The 17214-nt window shown below is 59.4% G+C and carries 19 protein-coding genes; 10 read left to right on the top strand and 9 right to left on the bottom strand.

Annotated features, from left to right (window positions below; genetic code table 11):
• Positions 1-18: 18 nt before the first annotated feature.
• Both AC07W4_RS07500 and AC07W4_RS07495 read right to left on the bottom strand, forming a co-directional pair.
• Positions 19-324 carry a chaperone modulator CbpM gene (locus AC07W4_RS07500; protein WP_495032006.1) on the bottom strand — a complete coding sequence of 102 codons (306 nt, stop codon included), beginning with the start codon at positions 322-324 and terminating at the stop codon, positions 19-21.
• 27 nt (positions 325-351) lie between these two features.
• Positions 352-1296, bottom strand: a complete 945-nt coding sequence (locus AC07W4_RS07495; protein WP_495032005.1) for a DnaJ C-terminal domain-containing protein — start codon at positions 1294-1296, stop codon at positions 352-354.
• A 297-nt stretch (positions 1297-1593) separates the two neighbouring features.
• Between AC07W4_RS07495 and AC07W4_RS07490 the strand changes: the two genes are divergently transcribed.
• Positions 1594-2868, top strand: a complete 1275-nt coding sequence (locus tag AC07W4_RS07490; protein ID WP_008001051.1) for an Hsp70 family protein — start codon at positions 1594-1596, stop codon at positions 2866-2868.
• A gap of 136 nt (positions 2869-3004) precedes the next feature.
• Here the strand turns inward: AC07W4_RS07490 and AC07W4_RS07485 are convergent, their stop codons facing one another.
• The 3 genes from AC07W4_RS07485 to AC07W4_RS07475 form a co-directional block, all read right to left on the bottom strand.
• On the bottom strand, positions 3005-4018 hold the full coding sequence (locus AC07W4_RS07485) for an AI-2E family transporter (protein WP_495032004.1): 1014 nt from the start codon (positions 4016-4018) through the stop codon (positions 3005-3007).
• 251 nt (positions 4019-4269) lie between these two features.
• Positions 4270-4581, bottom strand: a complete 312-nt coding sequence (locus tag AC07W4_RS07480; protein ID WP_495032003.1) for a PsiF family protein — start codon at positions 4579-4581, stop codon at positions 4270-4272.
• Between the two features lie 64 nt (positions 4582-4645).
• Positions 4646-5440 (bottom strand): AraC family transcriptional regulator, encoded by a 795-nt coding sequence (locus AC07W4_RS07475; RefSeq protein ID WP_495032002.1) that lies wholly within the window; start codon positions 5438-5440, stop codon positions 4646-4648.
• Between the two features lie 97 nt (positions 5441-5537).
• Between AC07W4_RS07475 and AC07W4_RS07470 the strand changes: the two genes are divergently transcribed.
• On the top strand, positions 5538-6425 hold the full coding sequence (locus AC07W4_RS07470; RefSeq protein ID WP_495032001.1) for a DMT family transporter: 888 nt from the start codon (positions 5538-5540) through the stop codon (positions 6423-6425).
• 114 nt (positions 6426-6539) lie between these two features.
• Here the strand turns inward: AC07W4_RS07470 and AC07W4_RS07465 are convergent, their stop codons facing one another.
• From AC07W4_RS07465 to AC07W4_RS07455, 3 genes are all read right to left on the bottom strand, one after another.
• Positions 6540-7430: an alpha/beta fold hydrolase gene (locus tag AC07W4_RS07465; RefSeq protein ID WP_495032000.1), complete on the bottom strand. Its 891-nt coding sequence runs from the start codon at positions 7428-7430 to the stop codon at positions 6540-6542.
• A 107-nt stretch (positions 7431-7537) separates the two neighbouring features.
• Complete coding sequence (locus AC07W4_RS07460; RefSeq protein WP_495031999.1) at positions 7538-7843, bottom strand: DMT family transporter; 306 nt, start codon at positions 7841-7843, stop codon at positions 7538-7540.
• Positions 7844-8482, bottom strand: a complete 639-nt coding sequence (locus tag AC07W4_RS07455) for an FMN-dependent NADH-azoreductase (RefSeq protein ID WP_495031998.1) — start codon at positions 8480-8482, stop codon at positions 7844-7846. It abuts the gene before it with no gap.
• A gap of 109 nt (positions 8483-8591) precedes the next feature.
• On the opposite strand from AC07W4_RS07455, the gene AC07W4_RS07450 reads away from it, so the two are divergent.
• From AC07W4_RS07450 to AC07W4_RS07440, 3 genes are all read left to right on the top strand, one after another.
• Positions 8592-9539, top strand: a complete 948-nt coding sequence (locus AC07W4_RS07450) for a LysR substrate-binding domain-containing protein (RefSeq protein ID WP_495031997.1) — start codon at positions 8592-8594, stop codon at positions 9537-9539.
• A gap of 183 nt (positions 9540-9722) precedes the next feature.
• A complete protein-coding gene (locus tag AC07W4_RS07445) occupies positions 9723-10508 on the top strand; it encodes a hypothetical protein (protein ID WP_495031996.1) in 786 nt (261 codons plus the stop codon).
• 88 nt (positions 10509-10596) lie between these two features.
• The gene (locus tag AC07W4_RS07440) at positions 10597-11289 is read left to right on the top strand and encodes a hypothetical protein (protein ID WP_495031995.1); all 693 of its coding nucleotides are present in this window, start codon (positions 10597-10599) and stop codon (positions 11287-11289) included.
• 60 nt (positions 11290-11349) lie between these two features.
• Here AC07W4_RS07440 and AC07W4_RS07435 read toward each other — a convergent pair whose 3' ends face one another.
• Positions 11350-13419 (bottom strand): AsmA family protein, encoded by a 2070-nt coding sequence (locus AC07W4_RS07435; RefSeq protein WP_495031994.1) that lies wholly within the window; start codon positions 13417-13419, stop codon positions 11350-11352.
• Positions 13420-13806: 387 nt separating this feature from the next.
• Here AC07W4_RS07435 and AC07W4_RS07430 point away from each other — a divergent pair, with 387 nt between their 5' ends.
• The 5 genes from AC07W4_RS07430 (at position 13807) to ureG (ending at position 17206) form a co-directional block, all read left to right on the top strand.
• On the top strand, positions 13807-14319 hold the full coding sequence (locus AC07W4_RS07430) for a hypothetical protein (protein ID WP_495031993.1): 513 nt from the start codon (positions 13807-13809) through the stop codon (positions 14317-14319).
• Positions 14320-14495: 176 nt separating this feature from the next.
• Positions 14496-15128 (top strand): TetR family transcriptional regulator, encoded by a 633-nt coding sequence (locus AC07W4_RS07425; protein WP_495031992.1) that lies wholly within the window; start codon positions 14496-14498, stop codon positions 15126-15128.
• Between the two features lie 268 nt (positions 15129-15396).
• Entirely contained in the window at positions 15397-15897 is a 501-nt protein-coding gene (gene ureE, locus AC07W4_RS07420; RefSeq protein ID WP_495031991.1) for an urease accessory protein UreE, read from the top strand.
• Positions 15894-16568, top strand: a complete 675-nt coding sequence (locus tag AC07W4_RS07415) for an urease accessory protein UreF (protein WP_495031990.1) — start codon at positions 15894-15896, stop codon at positions 16566-16568. Before ureE ends, AC07W4_RS07415 begins: the two co-directional genes overlap by 4 nt.
• 23 nt (positions 16569-16591) lie before the next feature.
• The gene (gene ureG, locus AC07W4_RS07410) at positions 16592-17206 is read left to right on the top strand and encodes an urease accessory protein UreG (RefSeq protein ID WP_495031989.1); all 615 of its coding nucleotides are present in this window, start codon (positions 16592-16594) and stop codon (positions 17204-17206) included.
• Positions 17207-17214: the final 8 nt, after the last annotated feature.

Raw genomic sequence — 17214 nt, 5'->3', positions numbered from 1 at the left:
TCGCCAGTCAACTGGCGGCTACAACACCACCAGCCGCGCCAACCGCTGCTTGAGCATGCGGTTCTCGGCCCGTAGCTGCTGCACTTCTTCGAGCAGGTCCAGCGCCAGGGCGACGCCTTCCCACTCCAGGTCAAGGTCGCGCCGCAGCTTGGCGGCGCGCTTGGCCAGGGTCAGCTCATAGTCGTTGAAAACCCAGTCCTTGGGCTGAGCGCCCTGAGGTTCGAGGATGCCGTGCTCGACGATTTCGATCACGTAGGCGTCCGACAGCTCGGTCGCCTCACAGAATTCTGCCATGTCCAGTTGAACGATCAGGGGACTGCTCATTGTCAGTGACTCCTTGGTTCTATGGGATCAAAAATGCTCACGCGGATCGAACGCTGCTTTTTTCGCCAGCTCCTGCCACAAGGCCTTGATGTCATCGTCGGATTTCTTCGGCATCACGGCCTTCAGTTGCACGAACAGGTAGCCGCGCTCACCTGCCTTGTTCATCAGGCCATGGCCCTTGGCGCGCATGCGCTGGCCGTTCTGACTGCCGGCCGGCACCTTGAGGTTGATCTTGCCGGTCAGGGTCGGCACGGCGACTTCGGCGCCCAGCGCCAGCTCCCACGGTGCCAGTGGCAAGGTGATGATCAGGTTCTCGCCTTCAACATCGAATTTCGGGTGCGGTGCAAAACGGATCGTCAGGTACAGGTCGCCATTGGCGCCGCCACCCACGCCCGGAGCACCCTGCCCCTTGAGGCGAATGCGCTCGCCGTCGCTCACACCGGCGGGGATCTTCACGTTCAGGCTCTTGCTGGTATTGCTCACATGCTGGCCGGCCGCGTTGTACTGCGGCACCTGGAAGGTGACCTTCTTCGACTCGGTCGAAAGTGTTTCTTCGAGAAAAACCCCAAGTTCCATTTCCACGTCCTGCCCTCGACGTCCGGTACTGCGACGCGACTGTCCACCATTAAAGCCTGGCCCACGGTTGCCGAAGATCGAACTGAAAAAGTCCGAGAAATCGCCCGTGTCCTGGCCGCCACCACCGAAACCGCCACGGCTCTGCCAGCCTGGTGGTCCCTGGAACGGTTGGCCGTGCTGGCCATAGCGGCGCAAGTCATCATATTCGGCGCGTTTATCGGCGCTTTTCAGCGCTTCATAGGCTTCCGAAGCGTCCTTGAACTTCGCCTCGGCATCCTTTTCCTTGCTGACGTCGGGGTGGTATTTGCGCGCCAGCTTGCGATAGGCGGCCTTGATCGCCTTATCGTCTGCGGTCGGCTCCACACCGAGAATCTTGTAATAGTCTTTGAAGTCCATCGCGGGAATCACCATCCGTTATCAAATCGCGCCACGGGCCACAGCATGCGCTTGTTTGCAGCCATTGGTTTGACCGATCTCAAATTTGTGACCGGGCGGCGCGGCAGAAGTTTATCGGCAGCCGGCGGGGCTTCTTGTGAGCACTCCCGCGGCTGTCCGGTTGATGCAGGGTAGTTTGGGGGGAATGCCCCATCTTTCAAGGCATTGTTTGCGAAGAATTAGCAGATAACCGGCCTTCGAATCTGGCGCGCTCTGACATACACTGCGCGGCCGTTTTTTAACCGGAACCTGAAAGACATGAACAACGCATCTCCAGCCCGTGCCTTGGGTATCGACTTTGGCACGTCCAACTCCACTGTCGGCTGGCTGCGCCCCGGCGTGGAAACGCTGATCGCGCTGGAGGACGACAAGATCACCCTGCCGTCGGTGGTCTTCTTCAATATCGAAGAACGTCGCCCGGTGTACGGCCGGCTGGCGTTGCACGAGTACCTGGAGGGTTATGAAGGCCGCCTGATGCGCTCGCTCAAGAGCCTGCTGGGTTCCAAGCTGATCAAGCACGACACCAGCGTCCTCGGCACGGCGATGCCGTTCAAGGACCTGCTCGGGCTGTTCATCGGCCAGCTCAAGAGCCGCGCCGAAGCGTCCGCCGGTCGGGAATTCGAAGAAGTGGTGCTGGGCCGCCCGGTGTTTTTTGTCGACGATGACCCGATGGCCGACAAGGAAGCCGAAGACACCCTGGTCGACGTGGCGCGCAAGATCGGCTTCAAGGAAGTCTCGTTCCAGTACGAGCCGATTGCCGCTGCGTTCGACTACGAGTCGACCATCGAGAAAGAAGAGCTGGTGCTGATCGTCGACATCGGCGGTGGTACCTCCGACTTCTCCCTGGTGCGCCTGTCGCCGGAGCGTCGGGGTGTGGATAACCGCCACGAGGATATCCTCGCCACTGGCGGTGTGCACATCGGCGGAACCGACTTCGACAAACAGCTCAGCCTGCAAGGCCTGATGCCGCTGTTCGGCTACGGCAGTCGCATGAAGAGCGGCGCCTACATGCCGACCAGCCACCACATGAACCTGGCGACCTGGCACACCATCAACTCGGTGTACTCGCAGAAATCGCAACTGGCCCTGGGCAGCATGCGCTACGACATCGAAGACACCGGCGGCATCGACCGCCTGTTCAAGCTGATCGAACAGCGCGCCGGACACTGGCTGGCCATGGAAGTGGAAGAAACCAAGATCCAGCTGACCCACGCCGACAATCGCCACGTGCCACTGGACCGCATTGAAGCGGGCCTGAGCGTGGACCTGAGCCGTGCGCTGTTCGAGTCGGCCATCGACAGCCTGCTGGAGCGCGTACGCAACAGCGTCACCCAACTGCTGGCAGACGCCGATGTACGAGTCGACCAGGTCGATACGGTGTTCTTCACCGGCGGTTCGAGCGGCATTCCGGCGCTGCGCAACAGCGTCTCGGCGATGCTGCCGAAGGCGCGGCATGTGGAAGGGAACATCTTTGGCAGTATCGGCAGCGGTCTGGCGATCGAGGCTGCGAAACGCTACGGGTCGATGGACTGATCCAGAATCTTTGGCGCGCCCTTCGCGAGCAAGCCCGCTCCCACATCTGACCGTATTCCATCTGGAGGAACTCGGTCAGATGTGGGAGCGGGCTTGCTCGCGAAGGGGCCAGCTCAGACAACAAGAATCCAGCAGATCAAACCATCCCCACCTGCTTCAACTCGCTCTTCAGATACGCGTAATAAATCGGCCCCGCCACCACCCCCGGCAGGCCGAACGCGGCCTCGAACACCAGCATCGCCAGCAGCAACTCCCACGACTTGGCACTGATCTGCCCGCCGACGATGCGTGCGTTGAGGAAGTATTCGAGCTTGTGGATAACAATCAGGTAACCCAGCGCCGCCACAGCGACCCAGATCGACAACGACAAACCGACGATGGTGATCAGGGTGTTCGACATCAGGTTGCCGATCACCGGCAGCAGGCCGAGCAGGAACGTCAGCACGATCAGGGTTTTGGTCAGTGGCAGCTTGATACCGAACATCGGCAGGATCACCGCCAGGAAAATCCCGGTGAAGACGGTGTTGAGCAGAGAGATCTTGATCTGGGCGAACACGATGTTGCGAAACGCCTGGACCAGCAGGTGCAGACGTTCGAACAGCGCCGCAGCCAGCGGTTTGCGCTTGGTCAGGTCCGGCACCCGCTGCAAGGCAATGATCGCACCCAGCACCATGCCGATCAGCAAGGTCACGAACATGTGTGCCGCATCCTTGCCCACCAGTTGCAACTCGCTGAGGTGCTTGCTGACCCACTCGCCAATGGCCACACGGAACTCGGCGGCACTGGCCGGCAGATAGGCGTCGATGAACGGCGGTAGTTGCCCGCGTGCGCGGTCGACCACCCCCATGAACTTGTCGAGGGAAGCGCCGGGGTTTTCCGCCTCGTGCAGCAGGAAGCTGAAGGCACCGGCAAAGATCAGCGACAGCACGCTGACAATCAGAGTCCCCAGCAACGCCACCGCCAGCCAGCGCGCGCGCCGGCCTTCGATCAGCCGTTGCAGTTGCGGGGTAAGCATGTTGACCAGTTCGAACACTAGCAACCCGGCGAGCAGGCTGGGCAGCAACCGCAGCGGAATCACCAGCAGCAGTCCGCCAAAAATGATGACCCAGCTGATGATCAGCAAAACTTGACGCTGAGAAAACGTTGGCATACAGCCTCAAAAACGAACGGCGTAAAAAGGATTGGCAGTCTGCCAGCGATCCGGTGCGAGCACTAGGGATTGTGTGGGGCGACCTTGGTCGGGGGCAACTCAAGCGACTCGGCGCCCTTGTCGGCCTCTTCGCGGGCAAGCCCGCTCCCACAGGGATCCTGGATGCCTGCGCAATTTTTGTTCAGCACATAAACCATGTGGGAGCGGGCTTGCCCGCGAAGAGGCGGCACATTCACCACAAGCGTCCAGGTTTATTTTTTCTTCAGGCAATCACTCATGAACGCCTTGCGCTCGTCCCCCTTGAGGGCTTTGGTGGCGGCATCGGCGTTGCAGGTCTTCATCTTCTCTTGCTGTGGGGTCAAGGTCTTGGCTGCATCGTTTGCCGGCGGAGTCGCCTTCAGGCAGGTGCTCATGAAGGCCTTGCGCTCGTCGCCTTTGAGGCTTTTAGCCGTAGCGTCGGCATTGCAGGTGGTCATCTTCTCTTGCTGGGCCGTGTTGGCGGCAAAGCCCTGGGAGCACAGCAGCAAACCGATCATCAACAAAGGGACACGCATCATCTTCATGGAGTTTTCTCCCGGTCGCCACACCGAGGGGTGCGGCCTTGTACTGGAGTGTAGACAACCCCTGTTACACATTCCTGTTCTCCAGATGGCTGCGGCGATACTGCTCCGGCGTACATCCGGCCTGGCGCTGGAACATCGCGATAAACGCCGAGCCGGTGCTGTAGCCCATGTCGAAGGCGATTTCCTGAATGCTGCGCGGGCTATCCAGCGCTTCGATCGCCGCCAGAAAACGCAGGCGCTGGCGCCACTCACCGAAACTCATGCCCAGTTCCCGCACGAACTGCCGCGCCAGAGTGCGCTCGCTGACATGAATGCGTACGGCCCATTCCGACAAGGGCCGGTTATCCCCAGGCTCGGCCTGCAACGCTTCAAGAATTCCGAGCAACCCTGGGCTGCTGGCATAGGGCAGGTAGCACTCGTGCACCGGGGCCTGTTGCAACTGGTCCACCAATACCTGGGCCAGACGCCGATCCGCGGCCTGCTCGGGGATTTTCACGTCCCGGGCGGCGAAGTCCTTGAGGATCGCCTTGAGGATATCGCTGATGGCCAGGGTGCAGGCTCGCGATGGCAGGTCGGCGCAGACCTTGGGTGCCAGGCACACAGCGCGGTAGTTGACCGGTTGGTGGCTATAGAAACTGTGCTCGATCTGCGGCGGCACCCACACCGCGTATTGCGGTGGCGACATGAAACGGCTGCCCTCGACGTCCATGTGCAGCACGCCGTGGGCGGCGTATTCCAGCGTCCCCCAGGGATGTCGATGGGGCGCGGCGTATTCGTGGGCGTCGAAATCGGCGTAGCGGAAGTACACCGCCGACGGCAGTTCGCTGAAATCCAGCAGGTCGATATGTTTACTGCTCATGCTGTCCGTCATCGGGGGCCGGTTGTCTGGATCGAAGTATAGGCTTTCATCCAGACAAGCGGATAATTGCCCTTCATTAACGTTCTGGTTTTTCCCGATGCAATACGCTTATCCCCTGCTGGCCATTTTTATCTGGGCCGGCAACACCGTGATCACCAAAATGTCGGCCGGGGCGATCTTCCCCGCCGAGATCGGTTTCTACCGCTGGCTGCTGGCCGGGTTGCTGTTCACGCCTTTCATGCTCAAACCGGTGCTCGCCCATTGGCCGCTGATCCGCCCGAAACTGGGCAAGATCTTTGTCCTCGGTGTTCTCGGCATGGCGGTCTATCAAAGCCTGGCGTACTTCGCCGCGAGCCTGACCTCGGCCACCAACATGGGCATCATCCTGTCGCTGATGCCATTGATGTCGCTGGCCATGGCGATCATCAGCCTCGGCCAGCGCCTGACCATGGGTGCCCTTGCCGGTGCAGTGCTGTCGTTCGCCGGAGTCCTGGTGGTGGTGTCGTCCGGCAGCCTGGGCGCATTGCTCGAACACGGGGTCAACCTGGGCGACGCGATGATGCTGATCGCCACCCTGGCCTACGCGGTCTACAGCACCCTGTTGAAAAAATGGCAACTGAAACTGCCACCGCTGGTGCTCCTGTATCTGCAGGTGCTGGTGGCCGTGGTGGTGCTGTTCCCGCTGTTCCTCGCCTCACCGAAGGTCGGCCCGACCCTGCAGAACATTCCGCTGGTGCTGTACGCCTGCCTGCTGGCTTCGATGGTCGCGCCGCTGGCGTGGATGCAGGCGGTGGTGCGTTTGGGGCCGAGCCGGACCACGCAGTTTTTCAATTTGCTGCCGTTGATCACCGCATTGATTGCGGCGGTGGTGTTGCATGAACAGTTGGCGATGTATCACTTGGTAGGTGGTGTGTTGACGCTGGGCGGGGTGATTGTTTCCGAGCGCTGGACGACGGTGTTGGGGCGTAAGGTCAGCGTTGCCTGATCCGGCGCCTTCGCGGGCAAGCCCGCTCCCACAGGTTTTGTGTCGAATCTGATTTTTGTGAACAACCGGAAACCTGTGGGAGCGTGGCTTGCCCGCGATGAACGATAACGCGGTCTAGACGCCTACCGCCGCCAACCGCGCCGCATGCTCGACAAACAACCGGATCGGTTCCGCCCCCTTGCCGACCAGCCCCAGCGACTGATTGACGATATCGAAGTGATCCAGCGGATACTCATCGCCAATCACCGTCCCCAGGTGCGAGCTGTAGCGCCCGACCATGCCGTCGCAATGCCCGGCTTCGCGGACGAAGGTCTTGGCAAACAGTCGGCAACTGCGGTTGGTGCCGTCCAGCAGATTGCGCCCGCGATCGGTAATGCCCGGCTGCAAGGTGCCGGACCAGGAGTAATAGCGTACGCCGTTGACCTCTTCCGGTCCGTGACCACCCCAGGTTTCAGGCAAGCCCTGTGGATAACGCCGGTTGAACAGCGCCACGCCCGCGCTGGTGAGGGAGTGATGGGACGCATGGATATCCACCGGCAGCTTCGGTCCGCGGTAACCGGTATCCAGCCACCCCATCAGCGTGCCGACCATCCGCAGTAAAAAGCAGAGCAGGCGACCACGGACGCTGTCATGGGGATAATGCTTGTGCAGGTAATCGGCAAGCTCCGAACCATGATTCGGCCCCGCCACCGAGGTCACCGATGCCACGAGATCCGGACGCTTGGCGGCGGCGTAGCGGGCGGTCAATGAGCCTTGGCTGTGGCCGATCAGGTTGACCTTGTCAGCCCCGGTTTCCCGCAGGATTTCGTCGATGCGTGCCAGCAGTTGTTCACCGCGCACTTCGTTCGAATTGAGCGGCGAGACCTGCACGGCGAACACCACCGCACCGCCATGGCGCAGCGCCTCGACGATCCCGTACCAGTACGGATAAAGCACCAACCGGATGAACCCGAGCATTCCGGGGACCAGCACCAGCGGGTAGCGCGGGGCAGAACCTTGCGACATGGGCGGACATCCTTGTGGTCGGGCGGTGACGCAAGGCGGGATGCAAGACATCCGCCAAGCATCACCAGCGAAGATGACAACTCGACTACAAGTCTATGTCATCCGCCCTACTTCAACCCCACCACGCCCGCCACGATCAGCCCGACCGAGACCAGCTTGATCACGCTCAGGCTTTCACCCAACAGTGCAAAACCGAGAAACACCGTGCCCAGTGATCCGATGGCGGTCCAGATCGGGTATGCGATGCTCACCGGCAACTCGCGCATGGCCAGGGTCAGGAAATAGATCCCGCCCACAGCGGCCACCACAGTGATCAGCGAAGGCCAGAACCGGGTGAAGCCCTCGGCGTATTTCATGCCCATGGCGAAGGTGACTTCGAACCCGGCGGCGACCAGCAGAAACAGCCAGGCCATCTAGAACTCCCCGGCCAGCGCCAACAGGCGCCGCTCAGCCTCGGCGGCAGAGATTTCGAAGGTGCGCTCGGCGGACTCTTCGCCCTCGACAGCCACCACGGTGACGTCCGTGATCCCGATGAATCCGAGTACCGTGCGCAGTAGCGTGTCGGCATGGTTCATGGCCTCCAGCTCGCCGCCCGGGCCAAAACCGAAGCCGCCACGGCTGGTGATGATCAGGGCCTTTTTACCCTGCACCAACGGCTCGTACTGGGCCACGCCATTGTCCAGGGTGTGATCGAAGGTTACCCCCACCCGCACGATCTGATCGATCCAGGCCTTCAATCCGCTGGGTACACTGAAGTTGTGCATCGGCGTGGAAATCAGCAACACATCGTGGCCGAGCAATTCGCCCACCAGTTCATCGCTGAGTGCCAGGTCGGCCTGCATTGACAGTGGTCGAGCGTCGGGCTCGGGGTAAAACGCGGCGGCCACGAATGCCTCATTGACCGGTGGAATCAGCACCCGACCGACTTCGCGCCGGGTCAACTGTGAGTGTGGATGACGGGCCTGCCAGGCCGACAGAAACACTTCGGCCAAACGCCGGGAGTGCGAACGGTCACCACGGGGGCTGGCGTGAACAGCAAGAATTCTACTCATCTGTCTCTCCTCAGGGCTAAACTCAAACGGCTTGTGGCTTGCAGCTTGAAGCTCACCACCGTCCTCGTTCAAATGAGCAGAAATCAGTCTGGATGAATTAATTTCATCCATGGAGTGTTCAATGTTTGCCTCGTTGCCGTTGACCGCCCTGCGGGCCTTCGAATCCGCCTCACGCCTGCTGAGCTTCAAGGCTGCCGCCGAAGAACTGTCCGTCACCCCGACGGCGGTGTCCCATCAGATCCGCTCCCTGGAAACCTGGCTCGGCGTGCCGCTGTTCGAGCGTCTGCCGCGTCAGGTACGCCTGACCGATTGCGGTGAACGGCTGTTCCAGAGTCTGCACGGGGCTTTTCTGGATGTGGCGCAAAGTGTCGATACCCTGCGCCCGCAACGCAGCGGCGCCAGCCTGACGGTCTCCACCACCGCCGCCTTCGCTGCCCTGTGGCTGGTGCCACGGTTGGGACGTTTCTACGCCCGTCACCCGAACATCAATGTGCGCCTCGATACCCACTGCGAAGTCATCGATCTGCATCAGGACGCCAGTGTCGATCTGGTGCTGCGCTACAGCCTCGATGATTACCCCAACCTGTACGGCCAGTGCCTGTTCGATGAGTCCTTTGGTGTCTACGGTTCGCCGGAACAAGTGGCCCTGGCGTCGAGTCGCGCCCCGACGCTGATCAGCGTGCGTTGGCACAACTCCAGACTCTATGCCCACGGCTGGGAGGCCTGGTGCGCTCGCTCCGGCGAAACCTGGCTGAGCGGCCCGCCCGCCGTGCGCGAATACGACGAAGAGCATTACGCCCTGCAAGCAGCCATTGCCGGGCAAGGCCTGGTGCTGGCGAGCAACATACTGGTGTCCGAAAGCGTGACCAGCGGGTTGCTGGTGGCGTATCGAGGAGATATTCAGGTCGAGGGAGCCGGTTACAGCGCACTGTGTGTGCCGGGTCGCGAGCGGCATCCGCCGGTTAGGGCGTTTTTTTCGTGGCTGACTGAAGAAGCCTCGTTATCCGGGTTATTGCCAAGATCGCAAGCTCCTACAGGGCAACGTATTCTCAAGTAGGAAACTGAGGCTTTATCACTAAGCACAACTGCCTTGCCGCGCATATATGCATGACACGGCTTAATAAAATAACTCAAGGGCAAACCTGAAGTTACAAAGCACAAATAGACTTTTCCCTGCGCGCACTTATTCTAACAACCACAACCAGCCGGTTGTTCAACCAACAAGTAAAGGATTACTTTCATGCACTTGGAACAACGCCTAGAATTCATTGACTCATTACCAACACTCGATATCCAGCCGAAACTATCAACGCTATTACAGACAAGATCCATTGAAGAAATACAACCTCCTCATGACCCCGACAAACCGACCGGCAGTGCTGCACCTGGTACTATTAATGCTTACTTACCCGGTGTCCCGAAAGATGTCATTGATGATGTCGACATCTGCAAACTGGTGATGCAAAACGCCGCCACCAAAAAGTTTCCAAAAGACGAACAACTATTCGAATGGTACAAATACTACGTCAATGGCCTGTCCGCCCTTGGCTGGGTTATCCAGAACAAGCACATGCAAGAGACTAAAATCACCAAAATCGGCCTGACGATGGATTCGGTCGCCCTGGAAATTGCACGAGGACTCATCGGCAAAGACGCGGCGCTGCTGGCGCAAGTTGCGAAAAAAGCCCTTGATGCGGTGAAAGACAACCCTAGGGGTATCCAAGTTTTTGATAAGGATAAACACCTCGGCACACAAGCCAAGTTCGATATTGCGCCCGTATGGCTGGATAGCAGTGGACAGCCGAACATGATCCTCAACTGTATTTCCCTGGATGCACGGGAAAGCAAACAAGGCATTCTGTTCTGGAGATCCACCAAACAGTCCACCGATATAAAAACCGGGGCTGTGCGCGCTTATTTGAACTTGAAAGCTTTCTCGGCCGTTAGTAACGATCTTTACACAAAATTCGGCGCCTCCTCGAAAAAACTCATTGTAGATCTTCCGGACCTCGATGTCGATTTTTAACGATCGCCGAACACTATAACAACAATGAAATCGGCGCTTTTTGGCCGATTTCAACCCAACTTGCATTGAGGCCAATATGGAAATTTCAATGAATAAATCTGAAAACGATATCTATACACTTAACGGACACATTACCGTATTTTGCGGGCCGCATTCCAGCGAGCTAAAAAATGACATCTTGCACTCTGACCTATACAGCAAACTGCTCGCAAAAAAACATGGTAGTGACCGGGAGCAGCAATGGACGAGCTACACAAACACGTTGAAAAAGCTGGCTTGGGCCATTAATAGCCGATCATTTTCACGAGTGGAATTTGGAACAACCACCTTTGGGAAAATCATCCAGCAAAGCCTTGCAAGCGCATTACTCATTGATGAACACCAAGCGCTCGCCGATGCATTAATAAAGTTGAAGCAACTTCCAGACTCTTCATCCGCCGTTGAAGCCATCCTGAACAGGCTTAACGCCAACGCATTGACATCCGTCCCCGTCACCGCAAAAACGCCGCTGGCTACCAGTGCCCTGTTTACGATTGTTCGCCAGGATAAAACCATGATTACGGTGCAACTTTCGTTCGAAACTGCTGATGCCATTGATATTGGCATCCTGGACCAGGCCACGCTTTGCCCGATCAAGGATGGCAAAACCAACATCCGAATACTCATTTGCCATTTGGCTGAGCTGCAATACAACCCAATCAGAGAAACCGTCATACAGAAACTCGGGAGAAAAATTGAATCCGAGCTGCTACACATCCAGGCGCCGCCTGCAATCTCCTGATATCAACATTCGCGCTCCGCAAGCCCAACTGCTGGAGCGCTGCACAACGTTTCTTTCACATCAGTCCTTTACCGTCTTCGGCGCCTTGCCCGCTTTCATCTGCTCCAGCAACGGTGCGCACTGGTTCGGTTCGCCGCCACTCGGCGCGACCAACGCCAACAGCCCCGCCGCCGGCGCGGCAATCACCCCCAGCGCCACCATTCCGGCGCCGCGCAACATCAACGGCACGGCCTTGACCCCGGCATCGGGCTTGATGAACTTGCCCCGTACATACAAAGGCGAGCGCAATGAAATCAGGCGCCAGCCCTTGGACTCCGGGGTGATGGTCAGGTCCAGTTGTTCCGTCGCCATGTTAGCGGTGCCGTCGATGTAGACGATGGCGTTCTCGGTGTCGAATACAAACAGCCGGGTAGTCGCCAGGCCGGACTGGATACCGAAGTCGGCGGCCGCGCAATTGATCTTCACTTCCTTGTCGCCAAAGATCTTGCCAACCACGTAGTTGCCGACGTTCAGGCCCGCCAGCTCCATCAGTTCGCGACTGATGGCGCCATCGTTGATCAGCATTTTCAGGTTGCCATCAGCGCTGCCCAGCAGTTTGGCCACCGAATTGCCGCGCCCGCTGATATCAGCGTCGCCGTTGAGTTCACCGAAACTGGTTTTCATCGGTTCAAAGCCGGGGAACAACTGCTTGAGCTTGAAGCCACGGGCCGTGAGCCTGGCTTGGCCCTCCAGTGGATCGGTGCGGCCGTTCAGGCGAATCTGCGCGTCCAGCTTGCCGCCGGCCACGCCGAAGCGCAGCGGTTCGAGGCTGAGCACGCCATCGGTGAGCACCAGATGGGTATAGAGGTCGTTGAATGGCAGTTTTTCGCTGTGCACGATGCGCTTGCCGGTGAACTCCACATCGGCGTCCATATCGCGCCAGCGATCGGTCTTGAACTCTTCGACTGGCAGCACTTTGTCCGCCGGTTGCTTGCTGTCACCGCCTCGGGCCTTCTGTTCGGCGTTGGAGTCGGCACCAATCAGCGGCGCCAGGTCAGCGAACAGCAATTGATTGGACAACAACGAACCGCTGAGTTTTGGCCGTGGCTGGCTGGCCACGTAGGTCAGATTGCCATGGATGTCGCTTTCGCCGATCTTGCCGTTGAATTCTTCATAACGGAACACCGCGCCACCGGCCTCGTGCAGCTTGGCGATCAGGTGGCCATCGGTGGCATAGGGTGGCGTGTCAGGCAGGATCACGCCGGTCAGCGGGTAGAGGTTGCCCAGGCTGGTGCCCGCCAGTTTCAGGCGCAAGTCCAGGGCGCCGAGATTGAGCGGATCGGTCAGGGTGCCAGCCAGTTCGACGCTGGAATCGGCGATCTTCACCTGTGCCTGAAGCGGAAACGGCCGTGCCGCATCCTGCAACGCCAACAGCCCGCCAATCTTGCCCTGGCCCGCGAGTTTCTGGCCGTGGTACTGGCCGTTGACCTTGAGGGCGAATGCATAATCCTGGGGTGACGAGCCCTTTTCCTGCGCGGTTTTCGCCGCTTTGTCGCCGACGATATCGCTGAACGGGATCGGCTTGCCCAAAGGATCGATCAGCACGTCGAGTTGAGTCTTCAGGTTCTGGTCGTCGAGGGTGACGTGGCCCTTGTCGAAGCCGATCGCACCGATATCCACCACCCAGTTCGAAGGCTCGGCGTTCGGGTCCTTCGGGTCGAATTTGAAGGTCCAGTTGGCGCGCCCGTCAGCCAGGCGTTGCAGTTGGGCATTGGGCTCGGTGAGATCGATACGCGGGATCACCACCCGCTGCGCCAGCAATGCCAGGGGTGAAATACGCAGCTCCACCCGCTTGAGGGTGACCATCTGCGATTGTTTCGACCAGTCAGGATTGCCCAGGCTCAAGTCTTCGGCCACCACGTGAGGCCACGGTACCCAGGCGCGCCAGCCGCCTTCATCGGGCTCGGGCTGCCAGACCACCGACAGATTGCCGTTGATGGCGAACGCGCGGTGCAGTTCTTCGGAAACTTTGGCGTTGAGCGGTGCTTTGATCCGGTTCCAGTCGAAGAACACGATGATCAGCACCAGCACCATCAACAAGGTAAGGAAAGTGGAAAGGGTCCAGACAAACATCTTTTGAGTGCGCGTCATTGCACAAGGCTCCTGATACGACTGAGCGCCCCGACTGCGACGCACATGTGAAACGGTGAGCCGCAAACGGCTCGCCATGAAAGCTACGACTGATAAAAACCCGGCAGGTTTAATCGATAGACCGATTTCGCCGAATTCAGCCAGTCCAATACTGACCAATCAGTCGAACAGCGTTACCGGCCCCGCACTTTTACACGTCAAACATGGGTCGAAAATACCCAAACCAGTGCAAGACAACTCGCCGGAAACGCCCGACCTAGAGCCTCCCCAGCAAACAATCAATTCCGTTGATTATTACCATTGCGTTTATGAACTTTTATATCGACTTATCGAGAGTAGCATTGCCCTCGTACCCACTTTTTCGCACCCCCGAGGAGCACAACAATCATGAAACGCCAACTACTGCTTAGCCTTTCACTCTCGATGCTGGCCAGCACTGCTTTTGCCCTGCCAGCAGCTGACCAGGCTACCCCACAAGTGAAACAAGACCACTCGGTGTTCAGCCAGACCGTCGCCGCCGATGGCTCCGACCGTACTCCTCAGGGTCAAACCCTTGCCGAAGGCGGTAATGATCGCCTGAAAGAAAAAGGCCTGATCACTCAGGATGGCTCGGACCGTACTCCTCAGGGCCAAACCCTGGCTGCCGATGGTTCCGATCGTACCCCACAAGGCCAGACCCTGGCCGCTGATGGTTCCGACCGCACCCCACAAGGTCAAACCCTGGCTGCTGATGGTTCCGACCGTACTCCACAAGGTCAAACCCTGGCTGCTGATGGTTCCGACCGTACTCCACAAGGCCAGACCCTTGCCGCCGACGGTTCGGATCGCACTCCACAAGGTCAAACCCTCGCTGAAGGCGGTGGTGACCGTGTGATCGAACGCAACAGCGCCGTGAGCTAAGCCCCATGGCCGCCCAGAAAAAAAGCCCAATCCCCGGATTGGGCTTTTGACTTTTCAGCGGTCCGCTTGCTTGATAGACGCCACACTTCCCCGCTTGAGCCCACTACAGTCGTTCGACGCCGGCAAAGCCGATTTGCTAGAGTGCGTCGCGTCCCTGTCCAGAAAACACCCTTGCGATGCTGCCCCGCGCCGAACAGAAACAACAAACCCGTAATGCCCTGATGGACGCAGCCCGGCGTCTGATGGATGGCGGCCGAGGATTCGGCAGCCTTAGCCTGCGCGAAGTCGCAAAAACCGCCGGTATCGTACCGACCGGTTTCTATCGGCATTTTGCCGATATGGATGAATTGGGCCTGGTGCTGGTCAGCGAAGTCGGCCAGACATTCCGCGAAACCATTCGCCTGGTACGACACAACGAATTCGTGATGGGCGGCATCATCGATGCCTCGGTACGGATCTTTCTCGACGTGGTCAGCGCCAACCGTTCGCAGTTCCTGTTTCTCGCCCGTGAGCAATACGGCGGTTCGCTGCCGGTGCGCCAGGCCATCGGCCGTTTGCGTGAAAACATCAGCTCGGACCTGGCGGCGGATTTGTCACTGATGCCGAAACTGCAGCACCTGGACATCGCCGACCTGAGCGTCATGGCGGATCTGATCGTCAAGAGCGTGTTCGCCACCCTGCCGGACATCATCGATCCGCCAGTCGAGGCTTTGCCTGAGCACCTGACGCCCCAGGCAAAAATCACCCAGCAGCTGCGCTTCATCTTTATTGGCCTCAAGCACTGGCAAGGGCTTGGCAGTACTGAGTAAACCTGTGGGAGCGGGCTTGCTCGCGAAAGCGCCGGCACATTCAACATTCATGTGACAGACACTCCGCTTTCGCGAGCAAGCCCGCTCCCACATTGAACCGCGCCGCTTCAACTTGGTGCGCGAATCAAAAACAACGCACCAACTTCAACCAAAAAACTCACTCAATCGATACCATTCCTACGTCTCCTTCAGCCATTTCCTACGCATCATGTCGATTGGCAAGCCCCTTGCTCTAGCCTGAGCATTGTCCATTGCTGGAAGCCTTCCGATGCTGGTGATTCATCGCAGAATCGACCCTCAACCCGTTTGGGCCGCCGAACTGCACCTGACGTTCGAAGCCCGCAGCAAAAGCCGTTTGCGCTGTTTCAGTGCCGAGGGTGAAGACGTCGGGTTGTTTCTGGAGCGCGGCCAGCCGCCGTTGCTTGACGGCGAATGCCTGCAAGCCGAAGACGGGCGAATCGTGCGTGTCTGCGCCCGCCCCGAGCAATTGCTGCATGTCACCTGCGCCAATGCCTTCGAACTGACCCGAGCGGCCTATCACCTGGGCAACCGCCATGTCGCCCTGCAAGTCGGCGACGGCTGGTTGCGCCTGCTCGACGATTACGTGCTCAAGGCCATGCTCGAACAACTCGGTGCCGTTGCCATGAACATCGAGGCGCCGTTCCAGCCGGAACATGGCGCCTACGGCGGTGGTCATCATCATTCGCGCCACGGCGATGAAGACTTCAACTACGCGCCGAAACTGCACCAGTTCGGCGTACGCCCATGAACCCGGCCTGGGCGCTGCTGCGCCTGGCCAGCCCGCAATTGCCGATTGGCGGCTACAGCTACTCCCAAGGGCTGGAAATGGCTGTGGATAACGGCCGGGTAAACGACCCCGACAGTGCGCGACGCTGGATCAGCGATCAGTTGCTGCTGAACCTGGCACGCTTCGAAGCGCCGTTGTTGCTCGCTCATTGCGTGGCCGCCAGCGAGGAAAACTGGGACGAGTTGCTGCAGAACTGTGAAGCGCATCGCGCCAGTCGCGAAACCCGCGAGCTGCATCAGGAGAGCCGGCAGATGGGCTATTCGTTGCAGCAATTGCTCAACGGCTTGCCGGAACTCGATGCAACCGCCCGCGCCTTTCTTGAACAACGCAGCGAGCCACATCTGGCCCTGGGTTGGGCCTTGGCCGCGCGCGCCTGGCAGATCTGCCCCCAGGACGCCCTGGCCGCCTGGCTCTGGAGCTGGCTGGAAAACCAGTTGGCGGTGCTGATGAAGACCCTGCCCCTGGGTCAGCAAGCCGCCCAGCGCCTGACCAGCGAACTGTTGCCACTGCTTCAACAAGCTCAACAGAACGCCACCCGAATCGATCCCGATCATTACGGCAGCGCCGCTTTCGGCCTGTCCCTGGCGTGTATGGCCCACGAGCGCCAGTACAGCCGACTGTTCCGTTCCTAGGGCCGGTTATTTTGGAGAACCACATGAACACACAACCCCTGCGCATCGGCATCGGCGGCCCGGTCGGTTCCGGCAAAACCGCCCTGACCCTGGCCCTGTGCCTGGCCTTGCGCGAGCGTTACAACCTGGCCGTCGTGACCAACGACATCTACACCCGCGAAGACGCCGACTTTCTGGTGCGCAACGAAGCCCTGGCACCGGAGCGCATCATCGGCGTGGAAACCGGAGGCTGCCCGCACACGGCCATCCGCGAAGACGCCTCGATCAACCTCGAAGCCGTGGATCAGCTCAACCGCCGCTTTCCGGGGCTGGACCTGATTCTGGTGGAGTCCGGGGGCGACAACCTCTCCGCCACCTTCAGCCCTGAACTGTCGGACCTGACGATCTACGTGATCGACGTCTCGGCTGGCGACAAGCTGCCGCGCAAGGGCGGGCCGGGGATCTGCAAATCCGACCTGCTGGTGATCAACAAGATCGACCTCGCGCCGCTGGTCGGCGCCTCGCTGGAGATGATGGACAGCGACACCCGGCGCATGCGCAACGGCAAACCGTTCGTGTTCAGCAATCAGAAAACCGGCCAGGGCCTGGAAGAGATCATCGCTTTCATCGAGCGCCAGGGTTTGCTGACCGCGGCCTGATCACGACT

The organism is Pseudomonas sp. GW821-FHT02A08 (assembly GCF_059422045.1).
This window is presented reverse-complemented; position numbering and strand designations above follow the sequence as displayed.

Bases quoted from the DNA above. Each gene is read 5' to 3' on its own strand.
- AC07W4_RS07500 (WP_495032006.1), bottom strand. From the start codon at position 324: ATGAGCAGTCCCCTGATCGTTCAACTGGACATGGCAGAATTCTGTGAG.
- AC07W4_RS07495 (WP_495032005.1), bottom strand. From the start codon at position 1,296: ATGGACTTCAAAGACTATTACAAGATTCTCGGTGTGGAGCCGACCGCA.
- AC07W4_RS07490 (WP_008001051.1), top strand. From the start codon at position 1,594: ATGAACAACGCATCTCCAGCCCGTGCCTTGGGTATCGACTTTGGCACG.
- AC07W4_RS07485 (WP_495032004.1), bottom strand. From the start codon at position 4,018: ATGCCAACGTTTTCTCAGCGTCAAGTTTTGCTGATCATCAGCTGGGTC.
- AC07W4_RS07480 (WP_495032003.1), bottom strand. From the start codon at position 4,581: ATGAAGATGATGCGTGTCCCTTTGTTGATGATCGGTTTGCTGCTGTGC.
- AC07W4_RS07475 (WP_495032002.1), bottom strand. From the start codon at position 5,440: ATGAGCAGTAAACATATCGACCTGCTGGATTTCAGCGAACTGCCGTCG.
- AC07W4_RS07470 (WP_495032001.1), top strand. From the start codon at position 5,538: ATGCAATACGCTTATCCCCTGCTGGCCATTTTTATCTGGGCCGGCAAC.
- AC07W4_RS07465 (WP_495032000.1), bottom strand. From the start codon at position 7,430: ATGTCGCAAGGTTCTGCCCCGCGCTACCCGCTGGTGCTGGTCCCCGGA.
- AC07W4_RS07460 (WP_495031999.1), bottom strand. From the start codon at position 7,843: ATGGCCTGGCTGTTTCTGCTGGTCGCCGCCGGGTTCGAAGTCACCTTC.
- AC07W4_RS07455 (WP_495031998.1), bottom strand. From the start codon at position 8,482: ATGAGTAGAATTCTTGCTGTTCACGCCAGCCCCCGTGGTGACCGTTCG.
- AC07W4_RS07450 (WP_495031997.1), top strand. From the start codon at position 8,592: ATGGAGTGTTCAATGTTTGCCTCGTTGCCGTTGACCGCCCTGCGGGCC.
- AC07W4_RS07445 (WP_495031996.1), top strand. From the start codon at position 9,723: ATGCACTTGGAACAACGCCTAGAATTCATTGACTCATTACCAACACTC.
- AC07W4_RS07440 (WP_495031995.1), top strand. From the start codon at position 10,597: ATGAATAAATCTGAAAACGATATCTATACACTTAACGGACACATTACC.
- AC07W4_RS07435 (WP_495031994.1), bottom strand. From the start codon at position 13,419: ATGACGCGCACTCAAAAGATGTTTGTCTGGACCCTTTCCACTTTCCTT.
- AC07W4_RS07430 (WP_495031993.1), top strand. From the start codon at position 13,807: ATGAAACGCCAACTACTGCTTAGCCTTTCACTCTCGATGCTGGCCAGC.
- AC07W4_RS07425 (WP_495031992.1), top strand. From the start codon at position 14,496: ATGCTGCCCCGCGCCGAACAGAAACAACAAACCCGTAATGCCCTGATG.
- ureE (WP_495031991.1), top strand. From the start codon at position 15,397: ATGCTGGTGATTCATCGCAGAATCGACCCTCAACCCGTTTGGGCCGCC.
- AC07W4_RS07415 (WP_495031990.1), top strand. From the start codon at position 15,894: ATGAACCCGGCCTGGGCGCTGCTGCGCCTGGCCAGCCCGCAATTGCCG.
- ureG (WP_495031989.1), top strand. From the start codon at position 16,592: ATGAACACACAACCCCTGCGCATCGGCATCGGCGGCCCGGTCGGTTCC.